The 14,191-nt window shown below is 29.3% G+C and carries 17 protein-coding genes and 3 pseudogenes; 18 read left to right on the top strand and 2 right to left on the bottom strand.

The window, feature by feature from the left end:
• Positions 1-2 precede the first annotated feature (2 nt).
• The 17 genes and pseudogenes from ACOTU8_RS08165 (at position 3) to ACOTU8_RS08085 (ending at position 13,268) form a co-directional block, all read left to right on the top strand.
• Positions 3-746, top strand: a complete 744-nt coding sequence (locus ACOTU8_RS08165; RefSeq protein WP_422342474.1) for a 7-carboxy-7-deazaguanine synthase QueE — start codon at positions 3-5, stop codon at positions 744-746.
• Positions 743-1,324, top strand: a complete 582-nt coding sequence (locus tag ACOTU8_RS08160; protein WP_002862369.1) for a 6-pyruvoyl trahydropterin synthase family protein — start codon at positions 743-745, stop codon at positions 1,322-1,324. The genes ACOTU8_RS08165 and ACOTU8_RS08160 overlap by 4 nt, the downstream gene beginning before the upstream one ends.
• On the top strand, positions 1,324-1,749 hold the full coding sequence (locus tag ACOTU8_RS08155; RefSeq protein ID WP_422342473.1) for a c-type cytochrome: 426 nt from the start codon (positions 1,324-1,326) through the stop codon (positions 1,747-1,749). Before ACOTU8_RS08160 ends, ACOTU8_RS08155 begins: the two co-directional genes overlap by 1 nt.
• Complete coding sequence (locus ACOTU8_RS08150; protein ID WP_422342472.1) at positions 1,749-2,156, top strand: hypothetical protein; 408 nt, start codon at positions 1,749-1,751, stop codon at positions 2,154-2,156. Before ACOTU8_RS08155 ends, ACOTU8_RS08150 begins: the two co-directional genes overlap by 1 nt.
• A gap of 1 nt (position 2,157) precedes the next feature.
• On the top strand, positions 2,158-2,814 hold the full coding sequence (locus tag ACOTU8_RS08145; protein ID WP_422342471.1) for a 16S rRNA (uracil(1498)-N(3))-methyltransferase: 657 nt from the start codon (positions 2,158-2,160) through the stop codon (positions 2,812-2,814).
• Between the two features lie 78 nt (positions 2,815-2,892).
• Positions 2,893-3,093 (top strand): 50S ribosomal protein L31, encoded by a 201-nt coding sequence (gene rpmE, locus ACOTU8_RS08140; RefSeq protein ID WP_002851603.1) that lies wholly within the window; start codon positions 2,893-2,895, stop codon positions 3,091-3,093.
• 2 nt (positions 3,094-3,095) lie between these two features.
• On the top strand, positions 3,096-3,920 hold the full coding sequence (rsmI, locus tag ACOTU8_RS08135; RefSeq protein WP_422342470.1) for a 16S rRNA (cytidine(1402)-2'-O)-methyltransferase: 825 nt from the start codon (positions 3,096-3,098) through the stop codon (positions 3,918-3,920).
• A gap of 12 nt (positions 3,921-3,932) precedes the next feature.
• Complete coding sequence (gene rlmB / locus ACOTU8_RS08130) at positions 3,933-4,616, top strand: 23S rRNA (guanosine(2251)-2'-O)-methyltransferase RlmB (protein WP_422342469.1); 684 nt, start codon at positions 3,933-3,935, stop codon at positions 4,614-4,616.
• The gene (locus tag ACOTU8_RS08125) at positions 4,609-5,547 is read left to right on the top strand and encodes a hypothetical protein (RefSeq protein ID WP_422342468.1); all 939 of its coding nucleotides are present in this window, start codon (positions 4,609-4,611) and stop codon (positions 5,545-5,547) included. The genes rlmB and ACOTU8_RS08125 overlap by 8 nt, the downstream gene beginning before the upstream one ends.
• Positions 5,541-6,347 carry a hypothetical protein gene (locus tag ACOTU8_RS08120; RefSeq protein WP_002933333.1) on the top strand — a complete coding sequence of 269 codons (807 nt, stop codon included), beginning with the start codon at positions 5,541-5,543 and terminating at the stop codon, positions 6,345-6,347. Before ACOTU8_RS08125 ends, ACOTU8_RS08120 begins: the two co-directional genes overlap by 7 nt.
• Positions 6,348-6,357: 10 nt before the next feature.
• On the top strand, positions 6,358-7,560 hold the full coding sequence (locus tag ACOTU8_RS08115) for an LL-diaminopimelate aminotransferase (protein ID WP_422342467.1): 1,203 nt from the start codon (positions 6,358-6,360) through the stop codon (positions 7,558-7,560).
• 3 nt (positions 7,561-7,563) lie between these two features.
• Positions 7,564-8,811, top strand: coding sequence for a homoserine dehydrogenase (hom, locus tag ACOTU8_RS08110; RefSeq protein WP_422342466.1), 1,248 nt, complete (start codon positions 7,564-7,566; stop codon positions 8,809-8,811).
• Positions 8,811-9,148: pseudogene (locus ACOTU8_RS08105) on the top strand (YraN family protein). Before hom ends, ACOTU8_RS08105 begins: the two are co-directional and overlap by 1 nt.
• Positions 9,149-9,204: 56 nt before the next feature.
• Positions 9,205-9,519, top strand: coding sequence for a thioredoxin (gene trxA, locus ACOTU8_RS08100; RefSeq protein WP_002778629.1), 315 nt, complete (start codon positions 9,205-9,207; stop codon positions 9,517-9,519).
• Positions 9,520-9,651: 132 nt separating this feature from the next.
• On the top strand, positions 9,652-10,590 hold the full coding sequence (gene trxB / locus ACOTU8_RS08095) for a thioredoxin-disulfide reductase (RefSeq protein WP_422342465.1): 939 nt from the start codon (positions 9,652-9,654) through the stop codon (positions 10,588-10,590).
• Positions 10,591-10,825: 235 nt separating this feature from the next.
• Positions 10,826-11,542 (top strand): gluconate 2-dehydrogenase subunit 3 family protein, encoded by a 717-nt coding sequence (locus ACOTU8_RS08090; RefSeq protein WP_422342464.1) that lies wholly within the window; start codon positions 10,826-10,828, stop codon positions 11,540-11,542.
• A 10-nt stretch (positions 11,543-11,552) separates the two neighbouring features.
• Positions 11,553-13,268 carry a GMC family oxidoreductase gene (locus ACOTU8_RS08085; RefSeq protein WP_422342463.1) on the top strand — a complete coding sequence of 572 codons (1,716 nt, stop codon included), beginning with the start codon at positions 11,553-11,555 and terminating at the stop codon, positions 13,266-13,268.
• 49 nt (positions 13,269-13,317) lie between these two features.
• Here ACOTU8_RS08085 and ACOTU8_RS08080 read toward each other — a convergent pair.
• A pseudogene (locus tag ACOTU8_RS08080) lies at positions 13,318-13,745 on the bottom strand (alkaline phosphatase PhoX); the annotation flags it as partial.
• A 35-nt stretch (positions 13,746-13,780) separates the two neighbouring features.
• Between ACOTU8_RS08080 and ACOTU8_RS08075 the strand changes: the two are divergent.
• On the top strand, positions 13,781-13,990 hold the full coding sequence (locus tag ACOTU8_RS08075) for a hypothetical protein (protein WP_422342462.1): 210 nt from the start codon (positions 13,781-13,783) through the stop codon (positions 13,988-13,990).
• Positions 13,991-14,081: 91 nt separating this feature from the next.
• On the opposite strand, the pseudogene ACOTU8_RS08070 reads toward ACOTU8_RS08075, so the two are convergent.
• A pseudogene (locus ACOTU8_RS08070) lies at positions 14,082-14,191 on the bottom strand (methyl-accepting chemotaxis protein); the annotation flags it as partial.

The raw sequence follows: 14,191 nt of genomic DNA, 5'->3' as shown, positions 1-14,191 counted from the left end.
TTTTGCAACTTGTTGAAAGTTTTTTAAGTATTCAAGGAGAAGGAAAATATAGTGGTAAGTTAGCTATTTTTATACGTTTTGCTGGTTGTAATTTTAACTGTTTGGGTTTTAATGTAAAAATACTAAAAAACGATAAAATACTCATAGGATGCGATACAATAAGAGCTGTTTTCACAAAAGATTTTAAAGAGAATTATGAAACTTTAAATGCTAGTGAACTTTTAAAAAGAGTGATAAAATTGAAACAAAACTTTAATCCTATAATAGTCATTACAGGTGGAGAGCCATTAATCCATTATGAAAATCCCGAATTTATAAACTTTGTTCAAATGTTGTTAAAAAACAAATTTGAAATACACTTTGAAAGCAATGGAAGCATAGAAATTGATTTTGACAAATATCCTTTTTACAAAGAATGTATTTTTGCTTTAAGCGTTAAACTCCAAAATAGTGGGATAAAAAAAGATAAACGATTAAATTTTAAAGCTTTAAAAGCATTTAAAAATTATGCAAAAGATAGTTTTTATAAATTTGTTTTAGATGCCAATACCCTTGATAATTCATTTTTGGAAATTAATGAAATTTTAAAAGAAGCTCCAAATCAAATTTTTTGTATGCCTATGGGTGAAAATGAACAAAACCTTAAAAAAAATGCCAAAAAAATTGCTGAATTTTGTATTAAGAATGGTTATAATTATTCTGATAGAATTCATATTCGTCTTTGGAACGATAAAGAGGGTATATGATTATAAGAAAATTATTTGAATTTGAAAACGCACATATTGTTAGATTTTGTTCTTCTAAGCGTTGCAAAAGTAGCATTCATGGACATTCTTACAAAGTTGAAGTTTTACTTGAAAGCAAATATTTAGATAATGCCGGTATGGTTTATGATTTTGGACTTTTAAAAACCTATATACGTCAAATTATTGATAGTTTTGATCATGCCATCACCCTTTTTAAATATGATGATGCAAAATATTTAGAAGAAATGAAAAAATATTCAAGCCGCTGGATTTGTTTGCCTGTAAATGTAAGTGCAGAAAATTTTTGCCGTGTATTTTTTATACTTATAGATGCTTTATTAAAACAAACAAAAATGATAAATGGAGAACAAGGAGTGACTTTACAAAGCATCATTGTTCATGAAACAAGAACAGGCTATGCACAAGGTTTTAGAGAAGATGCCTATAGTAAGCTAATGCCAAAAATTTTACTTCAAGACATAGAATTTTCCAATGGTATTAAAGCAGAATGGAATGATATAGATTTTTATAACAAATTAAAAAATGAAGAAATTTTTATAAATCCAAAGGAGATTTAATGCAAAAAGCTAAATTATTTTTAATTACCTTAAGTTTTTTATTAATTTTATCCGCCTGTTCTAATGATGAAAAAAATATTTCCAAGACTCAAAATACAGATCAAGAAGTAGTCCAAATAGAACAAAACGATGAAAAAACAGAACTAAGCGACTCCAACCTACCTTTACCTGTGGATGATGAAGCACAAAGTTCAGATGATGAACATGAAGCCAATCCTACTATTATCAACTCTTTATATAAACAAAAATGCGCCACTTGTCATGGAGAAAAAGGAGAATTAAAACCTAAAAATAGCACAGCCATTAAAACCTTGGGTAATAAAATTTTTATACAAAAAATAAAAACGATAAAAGATAAAAACCATAGTTTTTTAAGTGATGAACAAATTCAAAATTTAGCTGATTTTATAAACAAAGGAAAATAATGGATCAAAGTTATGAGTTCTTTTTAGCTTTACATCTTTATAGTCTTTATGCGAGTGGTTTTTTAATGCTTTTTTATCTTATACTAACACAAGGAAATTTTAAAACCGAATTCATTTTTATTCGCAGAATACGATTGTTTTTACCAATTTATTATTTATTTTTAGCTTTGATTATTTTTACAGGTTGTTTGTTATCAGCAATGAAACAATTTCAAATGAATGTCAATAACTGGGTAATGATTTTTTCTTGGATCTTAATTTTTGCCTTAGCAATTTTTCACTTTGTTTGTTTTAAAAAAGCAAGAAGATTTAGAAAATATGCAACTTTTAGATGGATTAGTTGTTTGATTTTACCTTTTGAAATTTTTTTATTGTTTTTGCCTTTTTTAATAGAAAGATATCTATAAAATGCAATTTTTGTATAACAAGCAAGCTGGAGAAGAGTTTATACAACTTCAAGGTGAAAACTTTAACCATTTAAAAGCAAGAAGAGTAAAGGAAAATTCGGAACTAAATCTTAGAAATTTACAAGATAATTTTCTTTACAACTATACAATCATAAATTTAACAAGGAATTCTTGCACTTTAAAATTTTTAAACAAAAAATCACAAAATATAAAACAAAGTGAATTAAACTTAGCCTTAGCCATTATAGATATTAAAATTTTAGAAAAAACTCTACCTTTCTTAAATGAACTTGGAGTAAAAAAGCTACATTTGGTTTTTGCAAATTTTTCACAAAGAAATTTTAAAATCGATTTAGAAAGATTTGAAAAAATCATTATTTCTTCTTGCGAACAATGCGGTAGAAATACTAAAATGGATTTAATTATCCATCAAAGCACTCAAGAATTTGTTCAAAAATTTCCAAATGCAATTATGGTTGATTTTCAAGGAGAACAACAAAGTCATTTCGATGAAAAAGAATTATACTTTATAGGTCCTGAAGGTGGATTTAACAATGATGAGAGATTATTATTTAACCGGAAAATCTCTCTTAAAAGCTCTAATATTCTAAAAAGTCAAACAGCTATTATAGCTATAGCTTCAAAAATTTTGCTTTAACTTTTCTTAAATTAATCTCTTTTTTATGTTAAATAATTTATAATCACAGCTTATTGTTATAATTTTTAAGGAAAACTAATGAAAAAAGAAATTCACCCAGAATATGTAGAATGCAAAGTAAGTTGTGCTTGTGGAAATACTTTTACAACAAAGTCAAACAAAGCAGAATTAAGAGTAGATATTTGTTCAAATTGCCATCCTTTTTTTACAGGTAGTGAAAAAATCGTAGATGCTGCAGGTCGTGTAGAGAAATTTAAGAAAAAATACGCAATGCAATAATTATGCTTTATTTTATTCCTACCCCCATAGGAAATTTAAGCGATATTTCTTTTAGAGCCTTAGAACTTTTAAAGACTTGCGATCTTGTGTTTTGCGAAGATACAAGAGTAAGTAAGTCTTTGATTTCGCTATTAAATACCAAATTTCACACTCATATACATATTTCTAAATTTATAGCCTTACACTCCCATAATGAAAAAGAAGTTTTAGCAAGTATTGATTTAAAAATATTTGAAAAAAATGTAGCTTATTTAAGCGATGCAGGAATGCCAGGGATTAGTGATCCTGGCAAGGCTTTGGTAGAATTTGCACAAGAAAATAATATCGCCTATGAAATTTTACCAGGTGCAAATGCAGCCTTAGTTGCTCTTGTAAGCTCGGCATTTTGTCAAAAAGAATTTATCTTTATCGGTTTTTTAGCAAATAAAGGCAAAGAAAGACAAAAAGATATAGAAAAAATTTTAAACTTTCCTTATCCATGTATTATTTACGAATCCCCTAAGCGTATTTTATCTTTGATAGAACAAATTATGATTCTAGACAGCCAAAGAGAAATTTTTTTAATTAAAGAAATTAGTAAAAAATTTGAAAATAAATTTAAAGGCAATGCTAAAGAGCTTTTTAAAATTTTAAAAAAGTCTAATTTAAACGGCGAATGGGTTGTAGTACTGCAATCAAAAGAGCAAAATTTTTTGCAAAATACTCTTTGTGAAAAGGATATTATGGATTTAGAGCTGCCTTTAAAAGCAAAGGCAAAATTATTATCAAAGATCAATGGAAAAAATGCAAAAGAAATTTATCAAAAACTGCTTTTAAGTCAAGATTAGGTAAAATTTAATATGATAGTTTATGGGAAGCAAATATTTTTTTATATTTTAGAATATCATAAAGACTGTATTAATGAGCTTTATTTAGCAAAAGAATGTGACAAAGCTACTTTTTCCAAAATCGCAAAATCAGGTTTTAAAATCAAAAAACTCGATTTTAAAACTGCTCAAGCTTATGCGAAAGGTGGAAATCATCAAGGTTTTTTGCTAGACATTAAAGAAAGCTCTTTTGCAAATTTAAATGAGATCAAAAAAAATGATTTTATTGTTATGCTTTATGGAATTAGTGATGTAGGAAATATAGGGGCTATCACACGTACAGCTTATGCTTTAGGGGTTGGGGCTTTAATTTTTATTGGTGAAAAATTAGCCATGGAAGGAGTAATTCGCACAAGCAGCGGAGCGGCTCTTGATTTACCTATTGTGATAAGTAACGATGCTTTAAGTGTAATAAATGAACTAAAACAAGTAGGTTTTTATTTTTATGCGAGCGATGGCTCAGGAAAAGAAATTCACAGTGTAAAAATAAGTAAAGGTAAAAAAGTTTTAGTTTTGGGTAGCGAGGGTTTTGGTTTAAGCTCTAAAATTGTAAAAAAATGTGATGAATGCGTGGGCATTGCGATGAAAAATAGTTTTGATAGTCTTAATGTCAGCGCTGCTTTTGCAATACTTTGTGATAGGATGTTAAATGCTTAATTGGAAAAAAATACAAGAATTAAATTTAAAAGAAGTTGCAGCAAAAACGCAAATTGAACTTGATTTTCTTGAAGCTTTAGTAGAAAAGAATTTTACTGTTTTAAGTCGTTTTAATGTTAAAGGTTTTGTTAAAATTTTGAGCAGAGAATATGAACTTGACTTTAGTGATTTTAACGAAGAGTATGAAGCTTATCTTAACGAAAACAATCCTACTCCACAAACAAAATCAAAAATGATAACCCCTAAACTAGATGCTTATAGCCCAAAAACCTCTTCTAATTGGCCTTTTTTGGTTACTTTTATTATTTTAGTGATTATAGGAAGTGGAATTTATTATTTTGATACACTTAAAACTTTTTTCAAAGATGAACAAAATAATACTAGTGCAACAGTTATAGATATAATAGGACAAGCACAAGAAAATTTAAAATCTTTAGGTGAAAACAATGTTGTTGTTATAGACAATAATAAAGCACAAGAAACAAATCAAACAGAGAGCGTTTTACCAAGCCAAAACATCTCATTGCAAGAAAATGATAAAAACATAAGCATAGAAAACAATATCAGTGAAAATAACACAACCCTACTCGATGAAGAAAAAAATACCCGAATCCAAGAAGACACAAATACACCAAAAACTGATTCTTTAAAAGAAGCACATTTTAAAACCTCTACCAAGATTTGGATAGGTTTGATAGATTTAAAAAGCCTTAAAAAAACAAGCTTTGTTAAAGAAAAAGATTTTAATATTTCTTTAGATAAAGATCAACTGGTTTTAACTGGAGCTGCAGCTTTAACAATGTTTGATCAAGAAAATAAAGAACAAAAATTTCCTGCAGGGAATTCAAAACGTTTTTTAATCAAAGATGGAAAAATTACAAGTATTTCAGCTGCTGAATTTATAAAATTAAATAAAGGTAAAGAATGGTAAAACAAATTATTATTCTTACTCTTTGGGTTAATATATCTTTTGCAATATCAAGTCTTGAATTAGCAAAAAATTTAGTAAACAATCCTAGTAAAAATTCTCAACTAGAATTATTATTTTCAAATAATTCTTACATAGATAATAATGGAAATTGTGATATTGCAAAAATATCTCAAATATTAAAAACCAATTCTTTAATTGCCCTAACTCTATCAAATCCTCAAAGTCTAAGACTAAATTTTAAAGCAAAAGCTGATGAAGTTATGTTTTTTAAAATTTTATCCGATGTTTTAACGGATGCTGGATATATATATTTTATCCCTATAGATTTGATTTTAAGAGAAGGAAATATTGATTATACTATACAAGTAGAATCTCAATATGTTTTAGATCCTGGAACACTTTACAATCTCTTAAAAGAAAATTCTGTCTATATAGATAATATTAAGCGTATTGGGGCATATGACTATGAATATGATTTAAATTTTTCCAATGCTGCATTAAAAACCAATACAAATGTTAATTTAAATACTCCAAAATCATTAGAAAAGCCCCTTAAAGACTATGTGCTTGATTTAAAAAATGCTACAAATTTGATTATTGATGCAAATGATTTAGACAATTGGTTTCCTAAAATCTTCTTTTTAGATAAAAATCTAAATCTAATTAAAGCGGTAAAAAGCGAAAATAAAAATAATCATTTTTCAGAACTTATTCCAAATGGTGCTATATATGCTATTATAAGCGATATGTATAGTTTAGATAATATACGCAGGGGTTTAAAAATCACACTTAAAAAATAAAGGATTAAAAATGTTTGATGAAATCCGTTTTAATACCATAGAAAGACTTCCAAATTATGTTTTCACAGAAGTAAATGCGATAAAAATGGCAGCAAGACGTGCTGGAGAGGATATCATCGACTTTTCAATGGGAAATCCCGATGGTAAAACTCCACAACACATTATAGATAAACTTTGCGAAAGTGCTAACAAGGATAAAACCTCGGGATATTCTACATCCATGGGGATTTATAAACTTCGCTTAGCAATTTGTAATTGGTATAAAAGAAAATATAATGTTAATCTAGATCCTGAAAATGAAGTTGTAGCTACTATGGGTTCAAAAGAAGGTTTTGTAAATCTTGCAAGAGCGATTATAAATCCTGGAGATGTCGCTATAGTACCTACTCCTGCTTATCCTATACATACTCAAGCTTTTATTATAGCAGGTGGAAATGTAGCAAAAATGCCTTTAGCTTATAATGAAAAATTTGAACTTGATGAAAATCAATTTTTTGAAAATTTACATAAAACTTTAAATGAAAGCATCCCGCGTCCAAAATATGTCGTTGTTAATTTCCCACATAATCCAACAACAGTAACTTGTGAGAAAAGTTTTTATGAAAGATTAATAGCAATGGCAAAAAAAGAAAGATTTTATATTATTTCAGATATTGCTTATGCAGATTTAACTTATGATGACTATAAAACTCCTTCTATTTTGGAAATTGAAGGCGCAAAAGATGTAGCGGTAGAAACTTACACTCTTTCAAAATCTTACAATATGGCAGGCTGGCGTGTAGGTTTTGTAATAGGAAATAAACGCTTAGTCAGTGCGCTTAAAAAAATAAAATCTTGGTTTGATTATGGTATGTATACACCTATTCAAGTAGCAGCTACCATAGCTTTAGATGGAGATCAAACTTGTGTGGATGAAATCCGTGCAACTTATGATAAAAGAATGCACATTTTACTTGAAGCTTTTGAAAATGCAGGCTGGAAACTTCAAAAACCAAGAGCAAGTATGTTTGTTTGGGCAAAACTCCCTGAAAGCAAAAGACATTTAAAAAGTTTAGAATTTTCAAAGCAACTTTTACAGCGTGCTAGTGTTGCAGTAAGTCCTGGGGTAGGTTTTGGCGAAGCAGGTGATGAGTATGTAAGAATTGCTTTAATTGAAAATGAAAATCGCATACGCCAAGCTGCACGTAATATCAAAAAATATTTAAAAGAGTAAGTTATGAAAGTAGCGATTCTTGGTTATGGCACTGTTGGAAGTGCTGTGGTTAAATTTCTTTTAGAAAACGATAAACTTATTCGTGCAAGATGTGGGCAAAGCATAACTCCTGTGATCGCTCTTGCTAGAAGTCCTAAAAAAAATGCTTTAATTCCAATTACTCATAGTGTTGAAGAAATTTTAAATGCTGATGTAGATGTTTTTGTAGAATTAATGGGTGGGGTGGATGAAGCTTTTAAAATAGTGAGTGAAATTTTAAAAAAGAAAAAAGCTGTTGTTACTGCAAATAAAGCTATGCTTGCTTATCATCGTTATGAACTTGAAAATTTAGCTAAAAATTTAGCTTTTGGTTATGAAGCAAGTGTGGCTGGAGGAATTCCTATTATCAAGGTTTTAAAAGAAGGTTTAAGTGCAAATAATATTTTGGCTATAAAAGGGATTTTAAATGGTACGAGTAATTATATTTTAAGTTCTATGAGTCAAAAAAATATGAGTTTTAAACAAGCCTTACAAATAGCTCAAAATTTAGGTTATGCAGAAGCTGATCCAACTTTTGACATAGAAGGGCAAGATGCAGCACATAAACTGCTTGTTTTATCAAGTATCGCTTATAATCTTAAAGCTAAACCTGAAGATATCTTGATCGAGGGTATTAGCGAAATTGCGCCTGAAGATATGTATTTTGCTAATGAGTTTGAATTTACCATAAAACTTTTAGGTATAGCTAAGGTGCGTGAAAATAAAGTAGAATTAAGAGTGCATCCTACTATAATAGATAAAGAAAAAATGCTTGCAAAAGTTGATGGAGTGATGAATGCTATAAGCATTAATGGAGATTTATTAGGTGAAAGTTTGTATTATGGAGCAGGAGCAGGAGGAGAAGCCACTGCAAGTGCTGTGATTTCAGATCTTATGGATATAGCAAGAGATCAGGTAAAAGCACCAATGCTTGGTTTTGTGAATACTTTAGAATACGAGCTTTTAAGCAAAGATGAAATTTATACAAAATATTATCTAAGGGTGAAAGTTGAAGATAAAATAGGAATTTTATCTAAAATCACACAATTGATGAGTGAAAATAATATTTCTATCGATAGTTTTTTACAAAAACCTAAAAAAAATGATGAAAATTACAGTACTTTGTTTTTTACTACACATTTAACTTATGAAAAAAGCATACAAAATTTGCTTGAAATTTTACGCAAACAAGATTTTATAAAAACCAAGCCTTTTATGATGCGTATAGAATAATGGGTGTAAAAGCTTATTTAGATGGAATTTTAGGTGAAGATAAGGCTTGTAAATTTTTAAAAAAACAGGGCTTTGAAATTTTAAAAAGAAATTTCCGTTCTAAATTGGAGAAATCGATATAATAGCCAAAAAAGATGAAATTTTACATTTTATAGAGGTTAAATTTACTCAAAATAATTATGAAGTTTCCGAGCGTTTGGATAGAAAAAAACTTGAAAAAATTTTAAAAACTATAGAATTTTATCATCTTAAAAATGGAATTTTATCGGATTTTCAGATTGATCTGATTTGCATTAAAAATGATGTAATACAATTTTGCGAAAATATAAGTTTTTAAGCTGATATTTAAAAAAATAAAATACAATTAGACAAAAATTAAAGAAAGGAAAAATTATGGGAAAATATATTGAATTAACAAGCGATAATTTTGCTCAAGCAAAAGAAGGTGTAGCTTTAGTTGATTTTTGGGCTCCATGGTGCGGACCTTGTAGAATGCTTGCTCCAGTTATTGATGAACTTGCAAATGACTTTGACGGTAAAGCTAAAATTTGTAAAGTAAATACAGATGAACAAGGTGATTTAGCAGCTGAATTTGGTGTTCGCTCTATTCCTACGCTTATTTTCTTTAAAAATGGTGAAGTTGTAGATCAACTAGTTGGTGCACAATCTAAACAAGCAATTAGCGATAAGCTAAACTCTTTACTATAAACTAAAGGCTAGTATAACTAGCCTTCTTCTTAAAAATTTCAAATTTATACTAAATAATAATTTTTATTAACTACTATTAAGAATAATTTTTATATCATTTTAATAATAAAATTCAAAATAAAGGAAATATAAATGTTAGATGTAGCAATCATAGGTGGAGGTCCTGCTGGACTTAGTGCCGGACTTTATGCAACTAGAGGTGGTCTTAAGAATGTAGTAATGTTTGAAAAAGGTATGCCTGGAGGACAAATTACCTCAAGTTCCGAAATAGAAAATTATCCGGGTGTAGCCCAAGTTATGGATGGAATTTCTTTTATGGCTCCTTGGAATGAACAATGTATGCGTTTTGGATTAAAGCATGAAATGATTGGAGTAGAACAAATTTTAAAAAATAGTAATGGAAGTTTTACTATCAAATTAGAAGGGGGTAAAACAGAACTTGCTAAAGCTGTGATAGTTTGCACAGGTTCAGCACCAAAAAGAGCAGGTTTTAAAGGCGAGGATGAATTTTTTGGAAAAGGAGTGAGTACTTGTGCAACTTGTGATGGATTTTTTTATAAAAATAAAGAAGTTGCAGTTTTAGGTGGTGGAGATACAGCTTTAGAAGAAGCTTTATATCTAGCAAACATTTGTTCTAAGGTTTATCTTATCCATCGTAGAGATGAGTTTAGAGCAGCTCCATCTACAGTAGAAAAAGTTAAGAAAAATGAAAAAATAGAACTCATTACAAGTGCTAGTATTGATGAAGTATATGGTGATAAAATGGGTCTTACTGGGGTAAAAATAAAATTAAAAGATGGTAGTATCAGAGATTTAAATGTTCCAGGAATTTTTACTTTTGTCGGACTTAATGTAAGAAATGAAATTTTAAAACAAGATAATGGCAAGTTTTTATGTGATATGGAAGAAGGCGGACAAGTAAGTGTCGATCTTAAAATGCAAACTAGTGTTAGTGGACTTTTTGCCGCAGGAGATCTGAGAAAAGATGCTCCAAAACAAGTTATCTGTGCTGCAGGAGATGGAGCTGTAGCTGCATTAAGTGCTATGGCTTATATAGAAAGCTTGCATTGATTTTTTCTTACTAGGCTAGATTATTCCTAGCCTAAATCTTTATATCAACACTGTTTAAAAATATAAAATATTTTTTCATAATGTTTTATATCTTAAATATAATTTAAATTATATTTAATTTTGTTACATAATTACACATTTAAAAAAATATAAAAATATTATTTTTTAAATTAATATATCTTTTATATTAAAAGCTATAACTTATTTATGTTAAAAAAATAAGGAAGGAATAAACATGGACAAAAAACAAAGTCGCAGAAATTTTCTTAAAGCCTCATCTTTGTTTGCTTTAGTAGGTGCTAGCGCACCAAGTATGGTTTTTGCTCATACGCACAATCAAAACAATTTGAATTCTACTCAAAATTATCGTGCTAGAATTTTTTTTAATAATTCTGCACAACTTGATATTCTAAGTGAAACAGTAGAAAGAATTTTTCCCGAAGATAATTTAGGACCAGGTGCTAAAAAATTAGGTGTAGCTATTTTTATAGATAATGAACTTGCAGGAAATTACGGAAGTGGAGCAAAAGATTATCGCTTTGGACCTTTTATACAAGGAAAGAAAAATCAAGGTTATCAATATCCTTTAACTAGAGCTGAACTTTTTAAAATGGGGGTAAATGCTTTAGATGAAGAAGCAAAACTTCGTTATAAAAAAAGCTTTATAGAACTTAATGCGAAACAAAAAGATGAAGTCTTAAGAGCTTTTGAACAAGATAAAACAAAGGTTTCTTTTGGAGATAAGATAAAAGCAAGCGATTTTTTTACAGAGTTAAGAAACATGACTATAGCAGGAGTTTATGCTGATCCAATTTATGGTGGCAATGCAAATATGCAAGCTTGGCGCATGAAAAAATTCCCGGGAGCTCAAATGACTTACGCTGCTCAAGTTTTAGATGGAGATAAATTTGAAGTGATAGAGCCTATTTCTTTAGCTGATATGTCGCATTAAAGGGATACAAATGGCAAAAATACTTAAAAAAACAGATGTTGTTGTTATAGGTTTAGGTTGGAGTTCTTCTATTGTTGCAAATGAATGTGCTAAAGCAGGGATTAAAGTTGTCGCCTTAGAAAGGGGTGGTCATCAAGATACTTCGGATTTTTTAGGTGCGCATGATGAGTATAAATATGTAAATAATGCTGCGATGAAACAAGATTTAAGTAAAGAAAGTATATGTGTTAGGAATAATGATAATGAAATTGCTTTGCCAATGAGAAAAAATTATGCTTTTGATGTTGGTAATAATGTTGGTGGAGCAGGAGTTCATTGGAATGGTATGAGTTATCGTTTTCTACCTTATGACTTTCAAATAAAATCTTTAACAGAAGAAAAATATGGCAAAAATAAAGTTTCTAAAGAATACACTATTCAAGATTGGGGTGTAAACTATGATGAAATAGAATCTTACTACGACAAAGCTGAAAAAATGATGGGAGTTTCTGGAGAAGATAAAAGTCCTTTCTCAGGAAAAAGAAAAAATTCTTATCCAAATCCTCCTTTAGAAAAAACAACTATGTTAAAAAAATTTGATGAAGCAACCAAAAAACTTGGATATCATCCATGTATGGTTCCTGCTTCAAACTCATCTCAAACTTATACAAATCCTGATAAACAAAGTTTAGGAGCATGTCAATATTGTGCTTTTTGTGAGCATTTTGGCTGTGAATATGGCGCAAAAGCTTCTCCCATAGTAATAACCATACCTTCAGCTTTAGCAACTAAAAACTTAGATATTAAAACGCATGCTAATGTTTTAGAAATTTTGCATAAAGATGGTAAAGCTACAGGAGTAAAATTTATCAATACTTTAACTTTAGAAGAATTTATCCAGCCTGCAGAAGTGGTTATGCTAGGCTCTTATGTCTTCAACAATGCTAAACTTTTAATGGTTTCTAATATAGGCGAAACTTATAATCCAAAAACAGGCAAAGGAACTTTAGGAAAAAATTATAGCTATCAAATCACACCTAGTGTTAATGGTTTTTTCAAAGATCCATTTAATTCTTATCTTGGAGCTGGGGCACTTTGCAATTGGATAGATGATTTTAATGGGGATAATTTCGATCATTCTAAACTTGATTTTATTCATGGAGCAAGCTTTAGAATTTCCCAAAATGGATCAAGACCTATAGCATCAAATCCAATTAAACCAGGTACACCTTCATGGGGGGCCGAATTTAAAAAAGCTTCTATTTATAATTATACTCGATTTACTTATATTGGAGCTCAGGGTGCATCTATTCCTTATATAGGTAATTATTTATCCCTTGATCCAACTTATAAAGATGCTTATGGATTACCACTTATCCGCGTAACCTATAATTTTACCAAACAAGATAAAAATCTTTATAATTTTATGCTTCCGAAACTAAAAAGCATCATGCAAGAAATGGGAGCACAGAATATTTACACTTCGCCAAAATTAGGAGATTATGGAGTAGTTTCAAATGGTTGGTATACTTCTACCCATATTGCTGGCGGAACTATAATGGGTACAGATAAAAGCACAAGTGTAGTTAATCCTTATTTACAACATTGGGATGTTGATAATCTTTTTGTCGTAGGTGCAGGAAATTTTCCACATAATCCAGGCTACAACCCTACCTTAACCTTAAATGCTTTAGCCTATCGTGCTAGCGAAGCTATTATAAAATATTTAAAAACTGGTAATTGCTAATACAGTAATTAAATTCCGAGCTTAAGGCTTGGAATTTAATTAGTTTCCTAATCACCCCACCATTAAGTTTTCTTATCATTATTACATTAGATCTTGGCGTTTTTCCATAAGGAAAAGTACTACCTTTTAAACCTTCTCTTGGATATTGTATGTCTACAAACATTGTAGTATAATCCTCACTAAAAGCAATCCTTGTTAATTCATAAGCAATAGACCCTGTTAAAAAGAGCATCTGATTTCCCCTGTTTTTGGATTTACTGCTAGCATACAGTTATTTCGCATGCCTTCGCATTCATCTTTATTAAAATAAGATCCATCTATTTGCATCCAAAATCTCCCATCTCTATCAAATTTAAGTTCATCAGGAGAATTGAATTTATTTTCACTTGTAATATTATTTGAATCTTTATATAAGTCTTGTTAGCTATCAGGTTTTCCAGCAAGAGTAAAAATTTTCCAAGTAAAATCATCGTCTTTTTTCTTTGCTTAAATTTTTGCCATGATGATTAAATATGATTTCAAGATTTATATATTCATTATTAACGGCTAAAATTGCTCTGTTTTTTGAAAGTAGAAAAACCCATACCATCATCATTATCCCTAAAAAACCAAATGAGCATTTTAACTACATTCATATCGATGATTTTATTTTCATCATAAGTTTTGCTTTGCTAAAAATTTGTTCTTACTCCGTATTAAAATTTAAAGCAATGGAAGTATAAAAATATTTGGAAACTTTTTAGAAACTTTGATAAAAAATTAAATTGAAGAAAAAAATTTATACCTAGTTTTTCACTAGGTATAAATGATTAATTAAAACCTCTTCTTCTTAACATCTTCTAAGATATTATTAGCTATATCACTTACTGTACTAGAAATAATAGCTGATTCATTAGCAATTTCAACATTATCTTTAGTAGTTT

The organism is Campylobacter jejuni (assembly GCF_049221745.1).
Classification (GTDB): Bacteria; Campylobacterota; Campylobacteria; order Campylobacterales; family Campylobacteraceae; genus Campylobacter_D; species Campylobacter_D jejuni_E.
The sequence above is the reverse complement of the archived record's forward strand: the minus strand, read 5'-3'. Positions and strand labels throughout refer to the sequence as shown.